The organism is Paucibacter sp. B2R-40, assembly GCF_025717555.1.
In the GTDB taxonomy this organism is placed as follows: domain Bacteria; phylum Pseudomonadota; class Gammaproteobacteria; order Burkholderiales; family Burkholderiaceae_C; genus Paucibacter_A.
In genome coordinates, this window is record NZ_JAJIRP010000001.1 from 32,285 (window position 1) to 55,206 (window position 22,922).

At 63.9% G+C, this 22,922-nt stretch carries 19 protein-coding genes and 1 riboswitch; of the genes, 9 read left to right on the top strand and 10 right to left on the bottom strand.

From position 1 onward, the window contains the following. The first annotated feature begins 41 nt into the window (after positions 1–41). Positions 42–881 carry an esterase/lipase family protein gene (locus LNV09_RS00125; RefSeq protein ID WP_263555042.1) on the top strand — a complete coding sequence of 280 codons (840 nt, stop codon included), beginning with the start codon at positions 42–44 and terminating at the stop codon, positions 879–881. Between the two features lie 16 nt (positions 882–897). Next, positions 898–1,785: an alpha/beta hydrolase gene (locus LNV09_RS00130; protein WP_263555043.1), complete on the top strand. Its 888-nt coding sequence runs from the start codon at positions 898–900 to the stop codon at positions 1,783–1,785. 21 nt (positions 1,786–1,806) lie between these two features. Here the strand turns inward: LNV09_RS00130 and LNV09_RS00135 are convergent, their stop codons facing one another. The 3 genes from LNV09_RS00135 to LNV09_RS00145 all read right to left on the bottom strand — a co-directional run bounded on the left by LNV09_RS00135 (position 1,807) and on the right by LNV09_RS00145 (position 5,257). After that, on the bottom strand, positions 1,807–3,570 hold the full coding sequence (locus LNV09_RS00135) for a PglL family O-oligosaccharyltransferase (protein ID WP_263555044.1): 1,764 nt from the start codon (positions 3,568–3,570) through the stop codon (positions 1,807–1,809). A gap of 107 nt (positions 3,571–3,677) precedes the next feature. Continuing rightward, complete coding sequence (locus LNV09_RS00140; RefSeq protein WP_318023265.1) at positions 3,678–4,091, bottom strand: pilin; 414 nt, start codon at positions 4,089–4,091, stop codon at positions 3,678–3,680. A 377-nt stretch (positions 4,092–4,468) separates the two neighbouring features. After that, positions 4,469–5,257: an MBL fold metallo-hydrolase gene (locus tag LNV09_RS00145; protein ID WP_263555045.1), complete on the bottom strand. Its 789-nt coding sequence runs from the start codon at positions 5,255–5,257 to the stop codon at positions 4,469–4,471. 256 nt (positions 5,258–5,513) lie between these two features. Between LNV09_RS00145 and LNV09_RS00150 the strand changes: the two genes are divergently transcribed. The 3 genes from LNV09_RS00150 (at position 5,514) to LNV09_RS00160 (ending at position 11,511) form a co-directional block, all read left to right on the top strand. Continuing rightward, positions 5,514–9,893, top strand: coding sequence for a DEAD/DEAH box helicase (locus LNV09_RS00150; RefSeq protein WP_263555046.1), 4,380 nt, complete (start codon positions 5,514–5,516; stop codon positions 9,891–9,893). 9 nt (positions 9,894–9,902) lie between these two features. Next, positions 9,903–10,658 carry a hypothetical protein gene (locus LNV09_RS00155; protein ID WP_263555047.1) on the top strand — a complete coding sequence of 252 codons (756 nt, stop codon included), beginning with the start codon at positions 9,903–9,905 and terminating at the stop codon, positions 10,656–10,658. Between the two features lie 52 nt (positions 10,659–10,710). Continuing rightward, positions 10,711–10,873: riboswitch (FMN riboswitch) on the top strand. 110 nt (positions 10,874–10,983) lie between these two features. Further along, positions 10,984–11,511 (top strand): 6,7-dimethyl-8-ribityllumazine synthase, encoded by a 528-nt coding sequence (locus tag LNV09_RS00160; protein WP_263555048.1) that lies wholly within the window; start codon positions 10,984–10,986, stop codon positions 11,509–11,511. Positions 11,512–11,518: 7 nt separating this feature from the next. Here the strand turns inward: LNV09_RS00160 and LNV09_RS00165 are convergent, their stop codons facing one another. The 3 genes from LNV09_RS00165 to LNV09_RS00175 are packed head-to-tail and all read right to left on the bottom strand — an operon-like array spanning position 11,519 to position 14,678. Then, complete coding sequence (locus tag LNV09_RS00165) at positions 11,519–12,454, bottom strand: pseudouridine synthase (RefSeq protein ID WP_263555049.1); 936 nt, start codon at positions 12,452–12,454, stop codon at positions 11,519–11,521. Continuing rightward, entirely contained in the window at positions 12,451–13,377 is a 927-nt protein-coding gene (locus LNV09_RS00170; protein ID WP_263555050.1) for a TIGR02285 family protein, read from the bottom strand. Before LNV09_RS00170 ends, LNV09_RS00165 begins: the two co-directional genes overlap by 4 nt. Next, a complete protein-coding gene (locus tag LNV09_RS00175; RefSeq protein ID WP_263555051.1) occupies positions 13,377–14,678 on the bottom strand; it encodes a UDP-N-acetylglucosamine 1-carboxyvinyltransferase in 1,302 nt (433 codons plus the stop codon). Before LNV09_RS00175 ends, LNV09_RS00170 begins: the two co-directional genes overlap by 1 nt. 162 nt (positions 14,679–14,840) lie before the next feature. Between LNV09_RS00175 and LNV09_RS00180 the strand changes: the two genes are divergently transcribed. After that, positions 14,841–15,932 (top strand): extracellular solute-binding protein, encoded by a 1,092-nt coding sequence (locus LNV09_RS00180; protein ID WP_263555052.1) that lies wholly within the window; start codon positions 14,841–14,843, stop codon positions 15,930–15,932. A 5-nt stretch (positions 15,933–15,937) separates the two neighbouring features. On the opposite strand, the gene LNV09_RS00185 is transcribed toward LNV09_RS00180, so the two are convergent. Continuing rightward, a complete protein-coding gene (locus tag LNV09_RS00185; RefSeq protein WP_263555053.1) occupies positions 15,938–17,005 on the bottom strand; it encodes a retropepsin-like aspartic protease in 1,068 nt (355 codons plus the stop codon). Positions 17,006–17,112: 107 nt separating this feature from the next. Here LNV09_RS00185 and modA point away from each other — a divergent pair, with 107 nt between their 5' ends. Genes modA through LNV09_RS00200 form a run of 3 tightly spaced genes read left to right on the top strand, consistent with a single transcriptional unit; the run spans position 17,113 to position 19,774 of the window. Further along, on the top strand, positions 17,113–17,895 hold the full coding sequence (modA, locus tag LNV09_RS00190) for a molybdate ABC transporter substrate-binding protein (RefSeq protein ID WP_263555054.1): 783 nt from the start codon (positions 17,113–17,115) through the stop codon (positions 17,893–17,895). Continuing rightward, positions 17,896–18,648 carry a molybdate ABC transporter permease subunit gene (modB, locus tag LNV09_RS00195; protein ID WP_263555055.1) on the top strand — a complete coding sequence of 251 codons (753 nt, stop codon included), beginning with the start codon at positions 17,896–17,898 and terminating at the stop codon, positions 18,646–18,648. Positions 18,649–18,652: 4 nt separating this feature from the next. After that, positions 18,653–19,774: an ABC transporter ATP-binding protein gene (locus LNV09_RS00200; RefSeq protein ID WP_263555056.1), complete on the top strand. Its 1,122-nt coding sequence runs from the start codon at positions 18,653–18,655 to the stop codon at positions 19,772–19,774. 91 nt (positions 19,775–19,865) lie between these two features. Here LNV09_RS00200 and LNV09_RS00205 read toward each other — a convergent pair whose 3' ends face one another. The 3 genes from LNV09_RS00205 to LNV09_RS24780 form a co-directional block, all read right to left on the bottom strand. Further along, positions 19,866–20,237 (bottom strand): bacteriocin, encoded by a 372-nt coding sequence (locus LNV09_RS00205; RefSeq protein ID WP_263555057.1) that lies wholly within the window; start codon positions 20,235–20,237, stop codon positions 19,866–19,868. A 66-nt stretch (positions 20,238–20,303) separates the two neighbouring features. After that, positions 20,304–20,747: an OsmC family peroxiredoxin gene (locus tag LNV09_RS00210; RefSeq protein ID WP_263555058.1), complete on the bottom strand. Its 444-nt coding sequence runs from the start codon at positions 20,745–20,747 to the stop codon at positions 20,304–20,306. Positions 20,748–20,970: 223 nt separating this feature from the next. Further along, positions 20,971–22,677 carry a helix-turn-helix domain-containing protein gene (locus LNV09_RS24780; RefSeq protein WP_263555059.1) on the bottom strand — a complete coding sequence of 569 codons (1,707 nt, stop codon included), beginning with the start codon at positions 22,675–22,677 and terminating at the stop codon, positions 20,971–20,973. Positions 22,678–22,922: the final 245 nt, after the last annotated feature.

Here is a 22,922-nt window from a genome sequence, read left to right on the forward strand (position 1 = left end):
TATTGCCCAGCGCCATCTTTTTTGCTGTCCACAGCGTTCGCATGCGATCTACTTCCCGCCCCGCGTCTAAAACAAAAGCTGCGCTGCAGCCGGCCGTCAATGCCGAGGCGCCCACGTTCACGCCGCCGGATTTCCCGGCGCCGAATGCCTTTTTGATGATGTTGGAAGGCCGCGCCCCTTGGGAATATGCGGCGCTGCTGGCGGCCACGCCCTGGCTGCGCAAGCTGCCGCGCGGCGACGGCCACCCGGTCATCGTCTTCCCCGGCCTGGGCGCCAATGACGCGACAACGCAGCCGCTGCGGCGCTTTCTCGACGGCCTGGGCTACGAGACCCATCCCTGGCACCAGGGTTTCAACTTCGGCCCGCGCCAAGGCGTGCTGGAGCAATGCAGCGCCGATGTGAAGGCCTTGTTCAAACGCCATGCGCGGCCGGTCAGCCTGGTGGGCTGGAGCCTAGGCGGCATCTATGCCCGCGAGCTGGCCAAGGAGTTGCCCGATCACACGCGCTGCGTCGTCACGCTGGGCACGCCCTTCGCCGGCCACCCCAGAGCCACCAATGCCTGGCGCTTTTTCGAGCTGATGAATGGCCGCCATGTCGGCGACCCTGCCATGCTTGAGCAAATCCGCAAGACACCGCCGGTGCCGACCACCTCGATCTACTCGCGCACCGACGGCATCGTCTCCTGGCGCTGCAGCGTCATCGAGCCCGACCCTTCGATTGGTCATAGCGAGAACATCGAGGTGCACGCCAGCCATCTGGGTTTGGGGCTGAACCCGCTGGCGCTTTTTGCGCTGGCCGACCGGCTGGCGCAGGATCCGCAGGATTGGGCGGCATTTGACCCACAGGGCGCCAAGCGCTGGTTCTTCCGCACGCCGTTTTAATTAGGCCCGCGTTCCAATGCAAATTTCCGCCCATGGCCTGAGTCTTGAAATTGACGACCAGGGGCCAACCAAGGCTCCGCCCTTGCTGATGATCATGGGTCTGGGCATGCAGTTGATTGCCTGGCCTGAGGGGCTGGTGCAGGCTTTGCTGGCGGCGGGATTCAGGGTCATACGCTTTGACAACCGCGACGCGGGTCTGAGTCAACACCTCGATCACCTGGGCGTGCCCAATATCGCCATCGCCTCGGTACAGCATCTTTTGCATCTGCCGGTACGCAGCCCTTATACCTTGGCCGATATGGCGCGCGATGCGCTGGGCGTGTTGGACGCCTTGGGCTTGCAAAGCGCCCATGTTTGCGGCGCGTCTATGGGCGGCATGATTGCCCAGCAGCTGGCGCTGCTGGCGCCCGAGCGTGTCCAGAGCCTGACTTTGATCATGACGAATAGCGGCAGCCGCATGCTGCCCGGCCCGTCCATGCGGGTGCGCAGCGCCTTGCTCAGCCGGCCCAGCGACCCGCATGACTTCGCAGCCTTGGCCGAGCGCACGTACAAGCTTTTTCGCCTGATCGGTAGCCCTGCCTACCCGGCACCCGAAGCCGAGTTGCGCCAGCGCATCATGGCCTCGCTGCGCCGCAGCAATCGACCTCAAGGCGTGCTGCGCCAGCTCGCGGCCATTGCCGCTGACACCCACCGGGCCGGCCAACTCGGCCGCATCAAGGTGCCGACCTTGATTCAACATGGCGACAAAGATCCCCTGATCCCGGTCGCCGCCGCGCATGATCTGGCGCGCCGAATAAGCGGCGCGCAGCTGGACGTCATTCCTGGCATGGGGCATGACTTGCCGGAGCAGTTATGGCCGCGGTTTGTTGGCGGCATTCAGCGCGTGGCGGGAAGGGCCGGCTGAGCCATAAAGCCCCCTCAGTGATTACTTGTGTGATTCGTTCGCCGGCCAACGCAGCGTGCGGAAATCCCTGTAACTGAGCTCATCCACAGCAGGTCCACATTGAAAAGCCTGCGCAGCGCTCAACTCGTCCTTGCAAGGCGCCAATAGTTTCTTGGCTTGCTCATCATTGAACTCCGCCAATCTCGCCGCTAAATATCTGGCCCGCTTGTCATCGCCTATCTCGTGCAATGATTTAATCCAAGCCACCAATAAGCGCGTGTCAATGACGCCGTGGGACGCATATTCTGCGGCGAGTTCAGCGTCCTTGCCCGTGCGCAGTCGCCTGGCTCCGCCATAGTTTGCCCAGTTAGAAAAAAATACCGAGCTATTGCCAATCGCCAAACGTTCTTGCAACGGTGCTGCCTCGCCATGCGCGGGCGGTTGAAAGACCTGGACAACCTTGGAAAAATCATAGGCAATAAAGACTCCGCCGAAAATCATCAACAGCCCAACAATCCCTTGACCCAGCGCGTTTACCCCTGGCTTGCGCACAATAGCGGCTGCCGGTGCCAGACAAAATCCCAGCATGAATACCGTTGGAAAGAGGAAGAATGCATACCAAAGCGGATACTCAAGCAAACTCGGCACTATCATCAAGGCCGCCATCAAAAAAGCGTACCTCTTGTATGTCAGGCAGCCTCTTCGCGGAATATTTGAATCCGCCTTTGATAAACGAAATGCGCGCACAAAGGCCCAAGAAATCAGGCCCGTTAACATGATCGCGACAGGGATTCCGAGTTCCACCGACCATTGCAAAATGATATTGTGCAAATTGTCAAAATGGTGTTTTGTGCGTACGGCAGTGGGCGTCAACGTCCAAACGAAATTGAACTCTCCCCAGCCCACGCCCCAGTACATATGCTCGCGCATCAGCTGCCATGCATCTCGAAGCAGTACCATGCGCGGCGGCGAACTGGCGCCATCAGCCAGCCGCGTCTGGGCGCCAAGGTCGATGCCTTTTTGACCCGCCAAGGCTAGAGCCAACAACCAGGCTGCGGCGAAAAGCAGCGGCGTCAGGCGCAGCATATTGCGGCCCTTGCGCCCGGTGCCGGGGTCGAAAAAGGCCCAGGCAGTCAACAGTATGAGCCCCAATAGGCCGGTCCGCGACGCGCTCAACACCAATGCAAATGACAGGGTAAAGAGCATCGGCACCGCCCAACGGCGGCGCAGGACTTCGGCTTCCACCGTGGCCGCAATCGCCGCCATAGACCACAGCAGCAAATAGGCCAGGTGGTTCGGTTGCCGGGTATTTCCGGTCGCTCGCCCTCGCAGGTGTGATTCGACCATCAAGGTGCCGTCGGTCAACTCCGACGCATAGACCTGCAGAATACCGACCACCGCATTGAACATACCGGCCAGAATCAGGCTGCGGCAAATGACGTTGAACAGGGATGCTGCTTGCGGGCTTGCACCACCTGCTGCCCCCAAATACAAAACGCACAAGGCGCCCGCAATGAAACCTAGCGTCGCGTAGGTATAGTCAAGCGGTATTTTTAATATCGCCGCAGACACCAGAACGGCAAAGCCAAATACTGCAAAAAATATCAATAATGGCTTCAGATTGCGCGCCATGGCGCCCAGCGTGCAGCTGGGCAGTAGCAACACCGCGAGGCCCCAGGCTATCCAGGATAAAGATTGGCCACAGGCGGTTGGCGAAGGAAATATGCCGAAGACGCAGATGAACGGCAATGCGAGCGCCAGCGTCAGTATATTTCCACGCCATTTTCCGATAGCTTGGTGAATCATCGTGAAGACCTACAATCTTGTGTCGCCGCTTGCCAAGCCGAAGGCTATTGTTTCAGCAATTAAAAAGGGCGCCAAGGCGCCCTTTTCATTACTTATTGCGAACTCAATTATTGCTTGCAATACTTTGCGCCTAAGCAGGTACCCGATTGAACCCACTTCATCACACCGTTATCAACAGTCGGGGTCAAAACGCTGGTGTAGCTGCCGGTGTTGGCATCGCCGGTGATGGTGATCACACCGTCAACAACGCCAATCGAAGTAATATTGAGCGGCATCGTAGCTGGAGCCGAAGGCACATCGTTAGTACCGATATCGCAAGCGGTAATGGCGTTGCCATTGTTCAGACATTCAGCCACACCCAGCTTATAGCCTTCGCTGATGGAGAGCGCTGAAGCGAATTTGGCCTTCTTTGTATAGTCAGAATATGCCGGCAAAGCCACGGCAGCCAAAATACCAATAATCGCCACGACGATCATCAGTTCGATCAGGGTGAAACCTTGTTGGACGCGCTTCATGTTCATGATGAGACTCCTGGAGAGGGGGTGTTAAAGAGGGGTAGAGGCACCCCCCTGAATGCAGGGGTCGTGCCAGGTATTTTTACCCGACTTTGTGTGCGCTTTCTCACACTTGAATCGTCGCGCCAGTCAGGGACTGACAAAAAGTGTCACTTGCATGAGCGCAATTCGGTTTGCAGCTTGGAGATGTGACCATTTTTGTCAGATCAGGGGTTCAGCGCCTTGCATGTGCCGCGATCCAGTTCACCCCGTTTCCACAGCAATTTGGCTCGCGCGGTGCTTGCAGCATTCCGGGATCCAAAAAGAAAGAGCACCCTGAGGGTGCTCATTGCTCGCGGACCGGCCCTTGCCGCCCACACTGCGATCTCTCGCTTGTGGCGGCGTCAGAAAACCATTTCATCTCCTGCCTTCAGCGCGCTGATGCGGTGCGGCGTGGCCAGCGCCGCAACGGCGCCCATCACCGCTTCGCCTTCACCCGGCTTGATATGCGTGACGTGGACCTCGACGCTGCCGCCCAACTGCGCCAACTCCAAACTCAGCGCCGACGGGCAGAGGTGGCGGCTGACATGAGCAAGGCGCTGTTCGTCATCCCCAAAAGCGGTCTCTATCACCAGATGGGCCAGCGGCATGTCGGCGAGGCGTTGCCAAAGCAAAGGGTTGGGGCCGGTGTCGCCGGTGAAAACCCAATTGCCCTGAGCGCCGCTGACCGCAAAGCCAACCGCCGGCACCGTGTGCGCGGCGGTGATGACCTCAATCTCGCGTGTTTGTTCATCAAGCCCTCGCAGCACCAGGCGCTGGCCGAGCTCAAAGGGGTGTAGGCTCAACACCGGATGCTCGGCGCTGGGCAGGCGGGTGAAGTCAGGCCAGATGACACCGTTGAAAACATGCCGGCGCAAGGCATCCAGCGTCTCGGGCAAGGCATGGATCTGGATCGGTGGCCGCCCGGCGGCCTCACGAATGCGCAGCACCGCATCGGCCATCAACGGAATCGCCAACACATGGTCCAAATGCGAGTGGCTGACCAGGATATGGTCAATTCGCGCCATCGCCTCTAGCGGCAAATCACCGACCCCGGTGCCGGCGTCGATCAAGATGCAGTCATCCAGCAAAAAGGCGGTGGTCTTGTAGCCGGACGCAATGGCACCGGAGCAGCCAAGGACGCGTATTTTCATGAGGTGGATCGAAAATTAATTTTTGCGCCGCTGCAGGTGAAGAACATTGCCAGAGAAAGGCGCGGCGCCTGACTGCAATGTACGGTGCCCAGCGGCTAAAGCAAGTGAGCATTACCGGCTTTGTGTGAGCATTTGATGCTAAGTCGGGATCAATGGCTGACCGCGTGACTTGCATCACATTGCAGAGCCGCTGCCGGCCGCAGGGCGCGCAGGCTGCACTTGTAGGCATACTCCGCGCTTCAACCCGCACTGCCCCATGGCCAAAAAAACTCCTCCTCTCGACCTCGACTCGCAACTCGCCAGTCTCGCAGCGCTCAGCAAGCTGAGCGCGCTTGGTGGTCTGTCGTCTCAGAACAAGGACGAGTTGCTGGCCAAAGCGCGCCAAGTCAAGGCCGACATGATGAGCAGCAAGCCCGCCCCAAACGGCGGCGCCAAGACGGCGGCGCCTCCGCCCTTGCATGCCGACGATGAGCAGCAGGTGTTTGACGCGCTGCTGCTCAGCGGCGGCACACGCGGTGCGCAGGGTGTGCAGCAATGGCTGCAGGCCAGCGGCGCCGTCGACCGGGCGCGCGGCCTGCCGTTTGAACTGAGCCAAACGACGCAGTGTCTGCAGTCCCTGCTGCGCCGTGGTTTGGTCGAGCAACTGCCGGGCCATGGCTTTGTGCTGGATCCGCGTGAACACAGCGACCGCCTGCAGATCCTGCTGCTGCGCGAAGAATCACCGCAATTGCCGAGCTATTGGCGCCGACTGGCCTGGGTCTTGGGCGGCGGCTATGGTGATGTGCGACGCGAAATCGGCTGGATCAGCTTTCGCTCGCGCGCCGAGATGCTGGCGATGTTGCGCCTGTATATCTTTTCCGGCGTCAGCCGGGCCGACTTTGAGAAAAGCCTCAAGGGCCCGCTGATGGAGTTGCATGGCGACCCCATGCTCTTGCTGGACGCGCTGACCCAGCCCTGGATGCCACTGATGCTGGACCGCATGGCGGCCGACCTGCGCGCCGGCTTGCTGGGCCAGGCGATGAGCTTGCTGGCCACGACCGACCCGCGCGCCCAGCTGATGTCACGTTGGCTGGAAGGCCGCTTCAAGGCCGAGCCGCTGTCGGTGGCGCCGGGCTTGCGCGCGCAACTGGCCGAGGCACGCGTGCAGGCGCTTGATTTCGCGGGCATGCGCGATTTGCTGCAAGGCTTGAGTGGCCCCAGCATGGCGATGTTTGATGGCGCCGAGCTGGCCGCGCGCGGTGAGTGGGCGCCGGCGGTTATAGCCTTTGAAGCGGCCATCAAAGATATTCGCAAGGCCACCGGCGCGCGCCGCGACGCGCTGGACCCCGACATGGCGCGCATCTATGTGATGTGCCTGCTGGCGCAGGATGATCCCAAAGCCTGGACCGCTGCGCGCAAATTCTGCATCGGCGAATCGGGCTCACGCAGCCCCTCGGCCTATGAAGGCTGGGGCCGCTGGGCCCATGTGATCGGCACCCGTCTGGGCGAAGACAGCCTGGACGAGAACTGCCTCGCCTATTTGCCGGCGCTGGAATCGCGCGAGCACAGTCTGGGGCCTGCGGCCGAGCGCGTGCTGCTGGCGGCCTGGGCCGGCAAGCCGGCGCCGGGCTGGGAAGCCCCAGCCTTGCAGGCACTGCTGCAGCGCCTGCAGAGCAACGGCCAGCTCTGGCTGGCCAGCTGGCTGGCGGCCGCCGCCGAGCGCTTGGAGATGGGGCCAATAGCGCTTAATTTGCAGGGTCAAAAAGCGCCGGCGAGCTTTTTGACTGCGCCGCGTGAGGCCTGGCGCGACGCGCTCGCCGCCATCACCTCGCTGGGTGACGAGAAGGCCATCACCAAGCCGGCCGGCAGCACGACCGAGCTGGCCTGGCAGCTCACGCTGGATGCGCAGGGCCGGGTACAGGATGTGGAGCCGCTGGAGCGCAGCGTGAGCGCTCGCGGAGTTGCCAAGCTCAAGCCCATCACCTTGACCAAGCTGAAGAAGAGCGGCGCTGCAGACGCGCGCGACAACGCGGTGCTGCGCCATATCGAACGCAGCCCGTATGGCGGTATCAACAGCTTTCAGATCGATGGCCCGCAGGCGGCGGTGGCGCTGATTGGCCACCCGGCGCTGATGTTTGCCGACGCGCCTGGCCAATGGGTCGAACTGGTCGAGGCGCAGCCCGAGCTGGAGGTGCTCAAGCGCCCGCGCAAGGACGCGTCGGGCCAAGACACCGGCGAAGAGCAGTTCGAGTTCCGCATTCACCCGGCGCTGGTCGGCGTCGAGCCGCCGCGCTTGTTCGGTTATTTCGGCAGCAACCATGAAGCTGAAAGTGCCCGGCGCGACTCGCTGCGCATTTTGCGCGACGGCCCGCAGCGCGCGCGGCTGATCCGCATCAGCAACGCGCAGCGGCGCGTCGCCGAGCTGGTGGCGCAGGGCTGGGCAGTGCCGATCAGCGCAACGGCCGAGTTAGGCGCGGCGCTGCAAGTGCTGAGCGGCCTGTTCCAGCTGCACAGCGATGCCGAGGCCGGCCAGATGGTGGCCGGCGACAGCCGCTTGCACGCGCGCCTGTTCCCGCTCGGCGACGGCCTGCAGCTGCAATTGGTGGCGCAACCCTTCGGCGGCTTCGGGCCCGCCGTCACGCCGGGCCAGGGGCGCGCGCGCCTGATGTGCATGCATGAGGGCGTCAGCCTGGCCACCGAGCGCGATCTGGCCGCCGAGCATGCGGCGCGCCTGACGGTGCTCGACGCCCTGCCTTTTCTCGACCCCGAACTGGGGCCGGAGTCACCCTGGATGCTGGCCGATGCGGAAGAAGCGCTGCGCGCGGTCGAGGTCTTGCCCGGCCTGCCCGGCATTGCCGCACTCGATTGGCCCAAGGGCAAACCGCTGCGCGTGACGCCGGTGGCCAGCCAGAGCCTGACGGTGCAGGTCAGCAGCGGGCGCGACTGGCTGGGGTTGAACGGCGAAGCACAGCTGGATGAAGGCCGCGTGATCGGCTTGCAGGAGCTGCTGACGTTGGCACGCGCCTCGCGCAGCCGTTTTGTGCGCCTGGGCGAGGGCGAGTATCTGGCGCTGAGCGAACAGCTGCGCCAACAGCTGCGCGACCTCGATGCGCTCGGCCAGCTCAAGAAAGACCAGCTGCAGCTGCCCCATGCGGTGGCCAGCTGGCTGGACGAGACCTTGGTCGATATGGAGGTGGACGGCGACAAGTCTTGGCATGTGCGCATGGACGCGCTGGCCGGCGCGGCGGCCTTGCAGCCCGCATTACCGCCGGGCCTGCGAGCCGAGTTGCGCAGCTATCAGATGGAGGGTTTCGCCTGGATGACGCGGCTGGCGCGAGCCGGCCTGGGCGCTTGCCTGGCCGACGATATGGGCCTGGGCAAGACGGTGCAGACCTTGGCCCTGTTGATAGACCGCGCCGAGCTGGGTCCGGCCCTGGTGCTGGCACCGACCTCGGTCTGCGGCAACTGGCTGGAAGAAGCTGCCACTTTCGCGCCCGGCCTGGGCGCCACGGTCTACGGCGAGGATGCTGACCGTGCCGGCCTGATCGCGGCGGCCGGCCCCGGCGACGTACTGGTAGTCAGTTATGCCCTGGCACAGATCGATGGCGATTTGTTCGCCAACAAGCAATGGGCCACGCTGGTGATGGACGAGGCGCAGGCGCTCAAGAACGCCGCCACCAAGCGCGCCAAATCGGTGGCCGAGTTCAAGGCCGATTTCCGCCTGGCGCTGTCGGGCACGCCGGTCGAGAACCGGCTGGCCGATCTGTGGTCCATCATGAATCTGATCAACCCGGGCCTGCTGGGCAGCGCGGCGCAGTTCAGCGAGCGCTTCGCCACGCCGATCGAGAAGCACCAGGACGCGCCAGCCCGCCAGCGCCTGCGCCGCCTGGTCTCGCCGTTTTTGCTGCGCCGGACCAAAACGCAGGTCTTGCAAGACCTGCCGGCCCGCACCGAGATCGTTCATCTGGTGCAGCCCAGCAGCGAAGAGAAGAGCTTTCTGGAAGCGTTGCGCCGCTCGGCGCAAGACGCGGTGGCCAGCGCCGCCAAGAATGGTCAAGCCGCGCCTATGCAGGTGCTGGCCGAGCTGATGCGGTTGCGCCGCGCCGCTTGTGATCCGCGTCTGGTGGCGCCGGAGCTGGGGCTGGTGGGTTCGAAGTTAGGCGAGTTCGAGCGCATCGTGCGCGAGTTGGTCGATGGTTCGCACAAGGCCTTGGTGTTCAGCCAGTTCACCGACTTCTTGAAGATCCTGGCCGAGCGGCTCGACAGCATGGGGGTCAAGTACCAATACCTGGACGGCAGCACGCCGGCAGCCGAGCGCACGAAGCGCGTGGCGGCCTTTCAGCGCGGCGAGGGCGAGGTCTTTTTGATCAGCCTGAAGGCCGGCGGCTTTGGCCTCAACCTGACCATGGCCGACTATGTCTTGATCGTCGACCCCTGGTGGAACCCGGCCGCCGAAGACCAGGCCACAGGAAGAGCCCACCGCATGGGCCAAAAGCGCCCGGTGACGGTCTACCGGTTGGTGACGGCCGGCTCGGTCGAGGAGCGCATCATCGACCTGCACCGCGACAAACGCGGCTTGGCCGATGGCATTCTGGAGGGGCAGGAAGAAGCCACGGTGCTGGACGCGCAGGCGCTTGCCGCGCTGTTGCGGGGCTAAGATCTGGCCATGACTCCCCAGACTTTAGGCACCAAGCGCAAATGCGGTCTGGCGCTAGCTTGCCTTGGTCTGCTGCCGGCGCTCGCCATCGCCGACCCTGGCTACTACGTCGTCACGCCCTACAGCCAGCCCGGCCAGCTGAGCCTCGACGCACGCTATTGGACGGTCAAGCCCCCCGACGAGGAGGCAGTGCTGTGGCCCGAGATCGGGCTGCGCTACGGGCTCAACAGCCGCTGGACCAGCGAGCTATTGCTCAGCTATATCGGCACCTCGGGTGGCGACAAGAAACTCAGCTCGACCAATTGGCAGAACAGCTTTTTGCTGACCCAGGGCCAGCAGGCTTTTGACCTGGCCCTGCATGCGCAGCTGATTCGCAACCACAACCCGGGGGGCAAAAACAGCACGGCATTGGAATTTGGGCCGACCTTGCAGACCGAGTGGGGGCTGACGCAGCTGAACTTCAATGTCTTCCTCGATCATGATTGGGGCAAATCCAAAGGCACGCAAATGAAGTACCAATGGCAGGCCCTGCGGCGCTTGCAAGCCGGTCTTCGGCTTGGGGTGCAGGGCTTCGGGGAGTTGGGCAACTGGGCCGATTGGACGGCGGCGGATCGCCAGTCCCACCGTGCCGGGCCGACCCTGCGCTGGGCGCTGCCGCTGGGCAACGCGGATCAAGGTTTGGAGCTGCAAATGGCCTATCTTTGGGGCAAGGTCTATGGCAGCCAGGCCGAGATGTTCAGCGCTCAGCTGCTTTACAAGTTCTGAGGCAAGGGCTGAACCATCTTCTAGAATCGCCGGGCCTCGTCGCAAGATGAGGCAGCGTTCTCAGGGCGGGGTGTAATTCCCCACCGGCGGTATGTGGGCTTAGGTCCATGAGCCCGCGAGCGCCCGCAACGAGGTGTCAATACTTCTGCGCGGGGTCAGCAGATCTGGTGCGATGCCAGAGCCGACGGTCACAGTCCGGATGAAAGAGATCGCGATGATCACAGCGACCGCGCGCCGGCTTTCTAAAGGAAGAAGGCGCGCAGCCGCTGCGTTCGCCTTCGCGCGCTTGCCCTGATTTATGTGTCAACACCTTCAGAGGTCCACCATGAATCAGCGATTCAATAGCAATATCAGCAATCCCGGCGGCCATCTGGGCCGTTTTGCGGCCCATGCGCCGTCCACCCGCATCGCCATCATTTCGGCGGGCTGGCATGCCGACATCGTCGGCCAGTCCCGCGAGGCCTGTCTGGCCGAGTTGCAGGCCCATGGCCTGCCGCCCGACCGGATCGATTGCTTCGAGGTGCCCGGCGCCTTCGAAATCCCACTGCATGCGCAGACGCTGGCCGCCAGCGGACGCTTCGATGCGATCCTGGCTTGCGGCCTGGTTGTCGACGGCGGCATCTACCGTCATGACTTTGTCGCCACGGCGGTCATTGACGGCCTGATGCGTGTGCAGCTGGACAGCGGCGTGCCGGTGTTCTCGGCCGTGCTGACGCCCCACCACTTTCATGAGCATGATGAGCACAGGCGTTACTTCAGCGAGCATTTCGTCAAGAAAGGCCGAGAGCTGGCGCAGGCCTGCATGCAAACCTTGGGCGCCCGATTGGCGCTGAAGGACTTGCTGGCCGCCTGAGCGCCAACTACACCCCGGCGGTCAGCCGCAGCTTGCTCTCGAAATGGCGCGGCTGCCCGCTCAGCGGGTCCATGAAGCGCAGCTCTTTGGCCAGCAACTGCAAGGGTCGGCTGAAGTCGGCGGCGGCCTCATCTTTGGCGTAGGGCAAGAGCTCGGGGTAGATGCTGTCGCCCACAATCGGCAGGCCCAGTGCGTTCATGTGCACGCGCAGCTGATGGCGCTGGCCGGTGCTGGGGTGCAGGGCATAACGCGCCAAATTGGCGTTGCCGCTCAAGCGCTCCAGCAACTCGACTCTTGTCTCGGCATTGACCTCACCGGCCACCTCGATCGACTGCATAAAGGCCGCCGCGCTCTCCTGCATGCGGCTGCGGCGAGTCAGGGGCAGCTGCAATTCAGGGCGAAATGGAGCGATTGCCTGGTAGACCTTGGTGACCAGCCGGTCACGAAACAGGTTCTGATACGCGCCGCGGTCCTGCGGCTGCACGGTGAACATCACCAGACCGGCAGTCTCGCGGTCGATGCGATGGGCCGGGCTCAGATGCTGCAGGCCGGTGCGCTGCTTGAGCCGGGTCAGCAAGGTCTCGCGCACATAGCGCCCTCCCGGCGTCACCGGCAGGAAATGCGGCTTGTCGGCCACCAAGAGCCTGTCGTCTTGAAAAACAATCCGCTCGGTGAAGGGGATAGCGCTTTCAGCGGCCAGCTCGCGGTAGTAAAAAATCCGCCCGCCGCCTTGAAAGCGGGCCTCAGGCAGCAAGACCTGCCCTTGCTCGCCGAAGACGCTGGCGTTTTGCATCCGCGCCAGCCAAACCTGCCGCGTCACCGCCGGCATGCGCTGGTCCAAAAAGTCCAGCATCAGGCCCCAAGGTCCGGTTTGCGGCAGAGCCACGGCGCTGGCGCCGACGCCGTCGCGCAGCGGCAACTCGGGGCTGCGCGCACGGGTCATTCGATCTGCGCGCCGCCCTTGGCGCGCTCGTCCATATAGCGCTTCAGGCGCAAGCGCTCCAGCGCGTCCATATGCTCGCCGCGCCAGACACGAATCCAGTCGTCGCGGCGTGGATCTTGCGCGAGTTTTCGCACGGCGAGGTCTATCGCCTCGATCATCTTGCGGCCCTGCGGGTTGCGGCTGCAGGCAAAGGTGGCCGCTGCGGCGCTGCGGCTCTCGGCCACCGGCAATTTGACGAGTTCAGGCCCTGCGCTGCTGCTGCGCAGATATTCATCGACGGTGGCCGGGTATTCCAAGGTGTAGTCCATGCGGCCGGCCCGCAGCATTGCCAGCAAATGCATGCTGCGGCCGGCCACCACGGTTTTCGGCGCGAACTCACCGCGCTCCTTCAGCAAGGGATCGATCTTGACGCCAAAGGAGCGGTCCCGAGGCAGCAGGCCGATCAAGTCACTGTGCTGCAAGACCTCGGCCAAGGCCGGCACCGGGCCGAAGGGCTCGAACTTGGGCAAATCTTCGCGCCGCACAATCAGGTGGACTTGGCGCGTCAACAGCGGTGGATGCACCTGGGTGAAGTAGAGCCAGTCCAGGCGCTCCGGCGTCACCACATGCAAGGGCGAACACAGCGCTTGGCCTTGCCGAACCATCGCCTCGAAGCGCGGAAAGCCGGCGTCAAGAAACTCATGCCGGTATTGCGGCATCTGCTTGATCAGCAGGCGCAAGAAGCCATCGATCTCGCCGTTGGCCAGGTCCTCGGGCTGCCGCGGCGCTTTGCCGCCGGGGTAGCTGAAATAGGGCGGCACATCGCGCACCAACCAGGTCAAGACCTCGGGCACAGGCTGAGCGCGTGCAGTAACAGCTGGCAGAGCACCCGCAAAAGCCAGGGCCAGCGAGGCCGCTGCTCGCCACCACGAAGCCAATTTCATCAGTCGCCTTCAACCCACTCGATACGAGCACCCAGCGTGCAGATGTTTTCGACAAAGCGCGGATGCGCGCGCCGGATCGGCGTCGCGTTGCGGATCACCGAGCGGCCGGGAATGCTGGCCGCCACCATCAGCAGCGCGATCGCCACGCGGATGATGTAAGGGCTCTCGACCTCGGCCGCGTGCAGCGGCTTGCCACCGAAGGTGACCATGCGGTGCGGGTCGGACAGGAAGGCATGGCCGCCGAACTTGCTCAGCTCCGAGGTCCAGCCCATCGCGCCGTCATAGATCTTGTTCCAGAACATCACACTGCCTTCGGCGCGCACGCCCAGTGCGACAAAAATCGGCAGCAGGTCGACCGGCAAATACGGCCAGGGCGCCGCCTCGACCTTTTGCAAGATGTTGCGGGTGAAGGGCTCCTTGACCTTGAGCGGGCCATGCGTGACCGAGCGTGACCAGCCGTTCTCATGCACGATCTCGACGCCAAACTTGGCAAAGGTTCGGTCGATCAGCGGGAACTGCTCGGGCACGGAGTTACGCACTTCCACCTGGCCGCCGGTGATGGCGCCCAGCGCCAAAAAGGTAACGATCTCGTGGAAGTCTTCGGCAAAGGTGAATTCGCCGCCACCCAGGCGCTCAACGCCGTGAATCGTCAGCTTGGAAGTGCCCTGACCTTCAATCTTGGCTCCGAGCATCTGCAAAAAGGCGCAGAACTCCTGCACATGCGGCTCCGAAGCCGCATTCATCAGCGTCGAGCGGCCGTTCGCCAGCGCCGCGCAGAGCACAAAGTTCTCGGTCGTGGTGACCGAGGCGTAATCGGTCCAGTGGTCATTCGCCTGCAGTTGGCCGGCGACATGCAGCACCAGGCCGTCGCTGTGCCGCTCGACCGCCGCGCCGAAACGCTGGAACACCTCCACATGCGGGTCGATTTCGCGCACGCCCAGCGTGCAGCCGGTCACATCGTCCTCGATGCGGGCGGCGCCGAAACGCGCCATCAGCCCCGGCACCAGCATGATGCTGGAGCGCATTTCCTCGGGCAGCCTGTCCTTGGCGGCGTCGAAGTGGGTGTTGCGGTGGTGTACATCCAGCACACCGGTCGCGTAATCGATTTCGACCGAGCTGCCCAGGCTGCGGAAGACCTCAAGGATCTTCTTCACGTCGGTGATCTCGGTGACGCCACGCAGGCGCACCGGCTCGGCCGTCAGCAAGGTGGCGCACAAAATCGGCAAGACCGCGTTCTTATTGGCAGAGGGGATGATGCGGCCCGCCAAAGGCGTACCACCGTGAATAATCAGATTCGACATGGGCTGGAGCGCAAAGAGACAGGAACGCGCGGTCGGAAGGGACAAGACAGCGATTATCGACGCTGGCGCGGACGAAGCGCTGCGCTAGGGGAAATGCGCTGCATCAGACCGGTTTGAACTGCTACGCTGCAGGTTTCATCGCCGCACCAAGCTCCGCTGACCATGATTGCGCTTCGCTGCCTGCTGATCTCCGTGGCTTTGGCCTGCTGCCAAGCCGTCGGCGCTGCAGAAGCCATCCCGGCCCCAAGCGAGCCTCAGGATCTATCGGGCTTGGCCGCAGCGGCCAGCAAAGAAGGCCGTTTGCGCAGCGCCGGCATGCCGGACACCTGGGCCAATTGGCGCAGCACTTGGGCCGACCTGAAGCGCCTCTACGGCATCAAACATGAGGACGAGAACATGAACAGCGCCGTCATCATCAGCCGGATGGCGGCCGAAGGCGCGCAGGCCAGCCCGGACATCGGCGATGTGGGCTTCGAATATGGGGCGATCGCCCGCGGGCGCGGCATCAGCCGGCCGCACAAGCCGGCGCAGTGGGCTCAAATTCCCGCCTGGGCCAAAGACCAAGACGGCTATTGGGCGCTGGCCTATACCGGCACCATCGCCTTCCTGGTCAACACAAGACGCACCGGCGGGCGCATCCCGCACAGCTGGCAAGAGCTGTTCGAGGGCCGCTACAGCGTCGGCATCGGCGAGGTCGGCTCTTCGGCTCAGTCCAGCGCCAGCGTGTTGGCGGCGGCGATCGCGCTGGGCGGCGACGAAAGCAATCTGCAGCCGGCCCTGCAACAGTTTGCCAAGCTGGCTCAACAAGGCCGCTTGGTGCTCAGGAATCCCGGCCCCGCCCGCCCTGAGCAGGCCGGAGTTGATGTGTTTCTGATGTGGGATTTTCTGGCCCTGTCCCAGCGCGACAAGCTGCCCAAACCCTCAGATTACGCGGTGCTGATCCCTGCCGACGGCTCGGTCACCAGCGGCTACACCACCGTGCTCAATCGGCATGCACCCCACCCCCATGCGGCCGAATTGGCGCGTGAGTACATCTTCAGCGACGCCGGTCAACTCAATCTGGCCCAGGGCTTCGCCAGACCGATCCGCATCGAGCATCTGCAATTGCCCGATTCCTTGCGGCAGCGTCTGCTCGACAGCGCCCAGTACAAAAACGCCCGCGTGATCAAGCCCTTTGTCTGGGCCTGGGAGGTCAAGAAGCTGCCCGCGCTATGGCAACGCGAGGTGCTGGCGCGGTCAACTGCTGCGCCTTGAGCCGGCTACTCGGCACTTGGGTTCTTGCTCGCCTTGGCAAAGAGATGGCCGCCCAGGTAGCTGAAGTAGAGCCTGTTTTGACTGTTGGCGAAGAGCAGGCGATGCGCCTTCAGAAAGTCGGTCCCCAAAATGACTTTCGGGCCTTTGCTGATGAATTCGGCCGTCGCCATCGTGTTGTTGTCGATTTGATGGTTCTGGTTCAAGTCGGCAACCCAGATCTTTGGCCGCTGAACCGTTTCTCCCCCGATGGAAAAACTGTCAAAACTGCCCAGTCTGGCCGTGACCGCCCGCGCGCCGATACCGGCAAGAGAAATCTGCTCGCTGCCGGCAAGGCTTTCTGCGCTCACGCCCACGGCCTTGGCGGCTGCGCCGTCGACGATGGTGATCGAAGCCCCGGTATCCAGCAAAGCCAGTAATGTTTTGCCGTTCAGGCTGACCGTCACCATCGGCCGCGCATCGTTGGGATTGCCGGACTCCAGGGGCACAAAATCGGCCTCCTTGTCCCAATAGGCGAGAAAGGCATCGGCGCAGTCGACCGGGTGAAAGAAGCGCAAGCTACTCTCGGCCAACACAAGCTCGAGATCCCGCTGAAATAAGAAGTCAGCGCCTATTATTCCGCCGTAATTCTCGATCGAACCGGCATGATCAAGCACCGCCATGCGCATCTGTTTGCCGCGTATCGAACCAATCGCGAATTCATCCACCAGCGCGGTGTAGAACTGGGCCACACCGCCCACGCCGGCGCCTGCGGCAGATGAGTGACGCATTGGCAAGCCGATTCGCTCGGCAAAGGAAGTTGCGATACTGGTTTTGAAGCCCCCTGTGTCAACCAGAAACTTGGCTGCCTTGCCGTTCACGCTGGCTTCAACATAAGGGCCACCCGGCAGTGATTGCAGCGGCAGCTGACTCAATTTGACATAGCTACAGCGCTTAGGCGCAGTTTCGGCGCAAAGTGCCGCGCTCAAAAGCATGGCCGTCAATCCAACAACCAAACGCCGCCAAGCGCGGACGGCACCGATCGGCCTGGGCCGGCAAGGGATGCTGGAATTTGCTGCGTGTAAATATGTCGTCATGCTGGCAGGAATTGGAGTCGATCAAAGGCGCGACGAAGTCTAGCCGAGCGAGCACGGCGCCGGCATTGGCTTACCATTTCCCCCAAATGCGACAAGGACGCCGAGATATGAAGAAGAAATGGTGGGTCAGCGGCTTGCTTTGGCTTGCAACGGCGGTCGGCGCCCAAGAACCGCCCAATATCGCCGCCGCCTCCGACCTCAAGTTCGCGCTCGACGAGGCGGCCGAGGCCTTCAAGCTGCAGAGCGGCCAAAGCCTGCGCCTGAGCTACGGCTCATCGGGCAATTTCTACACTCAGATCGTGCAAGGCGCGCCGTTTCAGCTGTTCTTGTCGGCCGACGAAGACCTTGTGTTCAAACTGGCCGAGCAAGGTCTCAGCCCCGACCGGGGGCAACTCTACGGCACCGGCCGGCTGGTCTTGTTTGTGCCGACCGGATCGCCGCTGAAGCCGGATGCCAGCTTGAATGACCTGCGTTCGGCGCTGAGCGACGGCCGGTTGCGCAAATTCGCCATCGCCAACCCTGAACATGCGCCCTATGGTCGGGCCGCCAAGCAGGCGCTGCAAAGCGTTGGCTTGTGGCCCGCCATGGCGCCCAAACTGGTGCTGGGTGAGAACGTCTCGCAAGCGGCGCAGTTCGCCGTGTCGGGTTCGACCGAGGGCGGCATCTTTGCCTACTCGCTGGCCTTGTCGCCCAACTTCGCCCGCGCCGGCAGCTATGTGCTGCTGCCCGCGGCCCTGCATCAGCCGCTGCGCCAGCGCATGGTGCTGACGCAGCGGGCCGGGCCGGTGGCCCGCGAGTTCTATGGCTTTTTGCAGACGCCGCCAGCGCGGGCAATTCTGCAGCGCCACGGCTTCGAGCTGCCACCACTGCCGACGGCCCAGGAGCGCTGAGTGGATTGGACCGCATTGCGCTTGTCGGCCTTGCTGGCGCTGGCCACGGCGCTGATTCTTTTGCCACTGGGCGTCTTCGCGGGCCGCTGGTTGGCGCGCAGCCAGCATCCGCTGAGGGCGCTGGCGGAAGCTGCTTTGGCGCTGCCGCTGGTCCTGCCGCCGACGGTGCTGGGCTTTTATTTGCTGATCTGGCTGGGCGGCGGCTCGGCGCTGGGCGCTTGGTACCAGGGCCTGAGCGGGCGCACGCTGGCCTTTTCCTTTGAGGGTCTGCTGCTGGCCAGCCTGCTGTTCAACATCCCGTTCGCGGTGATGCCGATGCAGCGCGCTTTCGAAGCGATCCCGGCCGAGCTGTTCGATGCCGCCCGCACTTGCGGGCTCTCAAATTGGCGCACCCTGACGCTGATCGAGCTGCCGCTGGCCTGGCGCGGCATCTTGAGTGGCCTGATCATGACGGCAGCGCACACGCTGGGCGAGTTTGGCGTGGTGCTGATGGTGGGCGGCAATATTGCCGGCCAGACGCGCACGATCTCGATCGCCATCTATGACCGCGTGCAGGCCTTTGATATGCAGGCGGCGGGCGCGATGTCGGCGACGCTGCTGGCGGTGTCGCTGTTGACGCTGTTGGCCAGCGGCTGGCTGAGTCGGCAGCGTATGAGCGCCCCCAAGGCCGCTGCCTGGCAGCGTCCGCCCCCCCAAGGGGGAGCAAAGAAACTCGGGGCGGCGCGTCGATTTTTTAGCCGCCGGAAGGGCTGAAGCGATGCTGCAAGCGAGTCTGCATCAAGCCGGGGCGATCCCGCTGGATCTCAATTTGCACTGCGCGAATGGCGAGTTACTTGCGCTGGTCGGGCCCTCGGGCAGCGGCAAGACCAGTGTGCTGCGTGCGCTGGCCGGCCTCCTGCCCGTCAACAGCGGGCGCATCAGCCTGGGCGAGCAACTATGGTTCGACAGCGAGCGCGGCATTGATGTACCGGCCGAGCGGCGCGGCGTGGGCATGGTGTTTCAACATTACGCCTTGTTCCCGCATCTGAGCGCGCTGGACAATGTCAGCCTGGCCATCCCTGGCGGCAGCGGCGCTGGCGCCAGGAAGGAGCGACGCGAGCATGCGCTGCAACTGCTCGCCGATATGCAGCTCGACGGCCTGGCCGAGCGCCGGCCCGAGCAACTGTCCGGTGGCCAGCGCCAGCGCGTGGCCTTGGCGCGAGCACTGGCCCGCAAGCCCCAGTTGCTGCTGCTGGACGAGGCATTTTCCGCCGTCGATCAGCCCACCCGTTACGCCTTGTGGGAGGAGCTGGTCAAGCTGCGTGAGCGGCTGACCCTGCCCATCATCATGGTCACACATGATTTGCGCGAAGCCCGCCTCTTGGCCGACCGCCTGTGCATCCTGGAGGCCGGCACCGCTTTGCAGGACGGCCCGCCCGAGCAAGTGCTGGCTCGGCCGCGCAATGCTCGCGTGGCGGCACTCGTGGGCTTGCGCGACATTCACAGCGGCCTGTTTCGCAAACAAAGTAGCGGCGGAGCAGTTTTGAAATGGGGGGAAGGCAAGAGCGACGGCGAAGGGGTGCCGCAGCTGCAAATCATCGACAAGGGCCGCATCGAAGACGGCACGCCGGTGCGTTGGGTCATCAGCGGGGAGTTCATCCAATGTCACACGGCGGCTCCGGCCACCCCGGTCGTCAATCTGGTCGCGGCCGAGCTGATCGAGTTGCGCAGCCTGGGCGAAACCTCGACGCTGAAGCTGGCCGTGCAGGGCTCGGCCAAGGCTCATGTGCACCTCGACATCGGCACGCGCCAACTCAGGCAGTCGGGCTGGCGGGTGGGTCAGGTCTTGCTGCTGGAGCTGGACCCGGCCGGTATTCATGTGATGCCGGTGCGGAGCTGAGGCACGGGAGCAGGGTCGAGTTCATGGAACAGCGCGCCCAGGCCTAAGAACTTCGTCGTCCGCCCCCCGAGGGGCTCAGCCAGGCCAGCATTCAGCCTGGCGCCGCCTTGTTGGCGGCGGCGACCTTGGCGACGGGGTCGGCATGCTCGACTGCCGTACTCCCGGCGGCGGCGCCACCCAACGCGCCAGCCACCAGGCCCAGCGTTGCGCCGACCACCACGCCGACCGGCCCGGCCACGGTGACGCCAACAGCGGCCCCGGTGGCGGCACCGGCAATCGCGGCACCGCCTACCCAGGCCGAGTTGGCCTCTCGTTCAGCATCCTCGCCCTTCAGCGGCAGTTGGGCCGACAGACTGGTGTCTTGCGACGGGATGCCCTCGCCCGGACGGGCTTGAGCGATCAGGTCTTCATCGACGGCGGCTGGCGCTGCCGGGCTCGAGTGCGGATTTTCGGACGGGTTCATGAGTTTTCCTTGCTTGGTGAAGATGGCTTGTTCAGAGGAGCGGAATACGCCAGGGCTGTCGAAGGTCTATGACGCGGCTTCGAGAGTCGCCTGCAAGCTGATCTCGGGCACGCTGCCCAAGGCCTTGGACAGCGGGCAGTCACGCTTGGCGGCGGCCGCAATTTCCTGGAACCGGGCCTCATCCAGGCCGGGCACGGCGGCCTTCAAGGTCAAGGCGATGCGGTCGATCACGAAGCCTTCGCCCTGGGCCGACAAGCGCACATGCGCCCGGGTGTCGACCGTGGCGGTGGCAAAACCGGCCTTCTCGCAGGCGAAGGAAAACGCCATCGTGAAGCAAGCGGCATGCGCCGCCCCCAGCAACTCCTCGGGGTTGCTGCCGCGTCTATCGTCGCCGAAGCGGCTGGCGAAGCCGTAGGGGAAGTCCTGCAGGGCGCCGGACTCGGTGCTGACCTGGCCCAAGCCTGCGTTGCCGGCGCCGGTCCAAAGAACGCTGGCGGATTTTTCGCTCATGAGGGTGTCTCCTTGATGGGTCGGCCAAGCCGATGTGCTTGAGCCTAGATCCGCTTCAAGGAGTTGGGCGAGGGACAGGGTGCCGCTTGCGCGTAGGACAAAGGCGCTGCGCGTGCTGCTGCGCGGCGCAGCTTCGGCAGGGCGGCGCCCTTTGCTGGGCCCGGCAGGCGCAGCAGGAGGGCTGCGCGGCCTGGATGGCTTTGGCCGGCGGCTGGTGCCAGGCCTAGGTCCGCCCCAGCATGCCCAGGGTCCGCGCCCTGGTCACCGCATGCTTGCGCGAGGCCGCCTCAAGCTTGGTGTAGAGCGCCTTCAAATGCCATTTGACGGTCTCGCTGCTGACCAATAAGGCGTTGGCGATTTCTTTGTTGGAATAGTTGCGAGCCAGCAGGGCCAAGATCTCGCGCTCCTTCGGGGTCAGCAGCTTCTCGGAGGCCACCGGCGTCACGGGGTCTTGCAACTCCGCCTCCTCGCCGTCATCGCCCTCCAGGTCTTGCTGCAAACGCAGGCGCAAGACGGCCAGCGGGTGGGCCAGGGTCAGCGTGGCTTCGCGAGCCTTGGCGGCCAAGGCCTTGCGGGCGTAGTCGTAGGCGCGCGCAATATTGCCCGCCGCTTCCCAGTCATCGGCCAAGGCGATGTACAGCACGGCCGGCGCTTGCCAGCTGTCTATCATGGCGCCACTCTGCAGCGTTGCCTCGGCATAGTGAATGGCCGCATTGGGGGCGCTCATGCCGGGCGGCGGCAGCATTTTGGGGTAGCGCCGGTGCACCTCGGCCAAGGCATCGTTGACGGCCACCCGGATTGCGGGCAGACATAGTTTTTCGATCAAAGCCTCGGATTCGGCCAGCGCGGCCAAAGCCGCATCGGGCTGCCCGGCGGCCGACAGAATACGCGCCTGAAAGATCAAGTTCAGAGCGATGCTGCCGCCGGCTCCCCCGCGCCTATAGATGCTCATCGCCTCGGCAATGGGGCCCACCGCCTCGGCTGCCTGGCCCGCAGCCAATAGCGTCTGCGCCAACTCGCCGCTGGCATTGGCCGCGTTGTGGCCAGCCGGCGCCGCGCCCAGCGCCAGCTGGGCCTCCATCAGCACCGCTCGACTCTCGCCCAACTGGCCCAGTTCGCGCAGCAAACGCCCCACCCCGGTTTTGCTGGCACCGACCAGAATCGGCCAGGCGCATCGATTCGCCAGCATCAGCGCGTTGGAAAACCGGCTCGAGGCCTCATCAAAGTCGCCCAGACCCTGCACGGTCGAGGCCGAGTTGATGGTGCAAATGATGGTCAGGCGCAACTGCCCGCTGGCGCGCGCCAAGTCGCTGGCTTGCAAGAACAGTTCGGCCGCCTCGGCCGGCACGCGCCGACTCTGCGCCAGGGCCTGTGCGGCCGTCCACCAGGCCAGCGCCGCCGTATCGGCCGGCCGATCTAGCGCCAAAGAACTGCTCGCTTGGGTGAATGCAAGCTCGTAGCCCTGCCAAGCTTTGGCGATGGCCTGGCGCTGGGCATCACCGCTCTGGGAGAAAAGCGCAATGCTGGCTTGCAGCGCATGCTGCTCGCGTTGATGTTGCACCTGCACCTTGGCCAGCAAGGCCTCGGCCAATTGAGCGTCGCCCAGCGCCGCATAGTCAAGGCCGCCCTGAGCCCGGGTGCCGCCAGCGAGCAGGCTTTTGGCACGCGACAAATGAGCTTCGGCCGCGTCGAGCCGACAAAACAGCGTGGCGACTTCACAAGCGGTCAGGGCGGCACGGGCCTGCAAATCGAGCGCCATGGGTGGGGCCAAACCATCGGCTTCGGCCAATAGCACCAGCGCTCGAGCACTGTCGCGCTGGCGCAAATGCCAGGCGAGTTCGACCAGGCGCGCGCCGCGCTCTTGCGCCGACGCCTGTTGCAGGCCGTCCTCAAGCGGCTGCAGTTGCGCGTCATCTAGATAGAACCTCATGACAGCAGTGTAAAAGCAGGCCGAGCCGTCGGCGCCGGCCCGCCTCGGGAGCTCGGCCTAATCTTGGCCTCACGCTGGCTTAACTTGCCCCTAATCACCCACCTCTATGGTGCCAGGCAGGTCAGCCGTCAGCCTCCGGTCAGCCCCTTATCAGCCCCCTCATCAGCCCCTAAAGCGCCACGGGTTTACCCATTCAAGGTATTCCCGCGCCACCCTTCGCGGGGGGGAGGCGTTGGGGCTGTTCA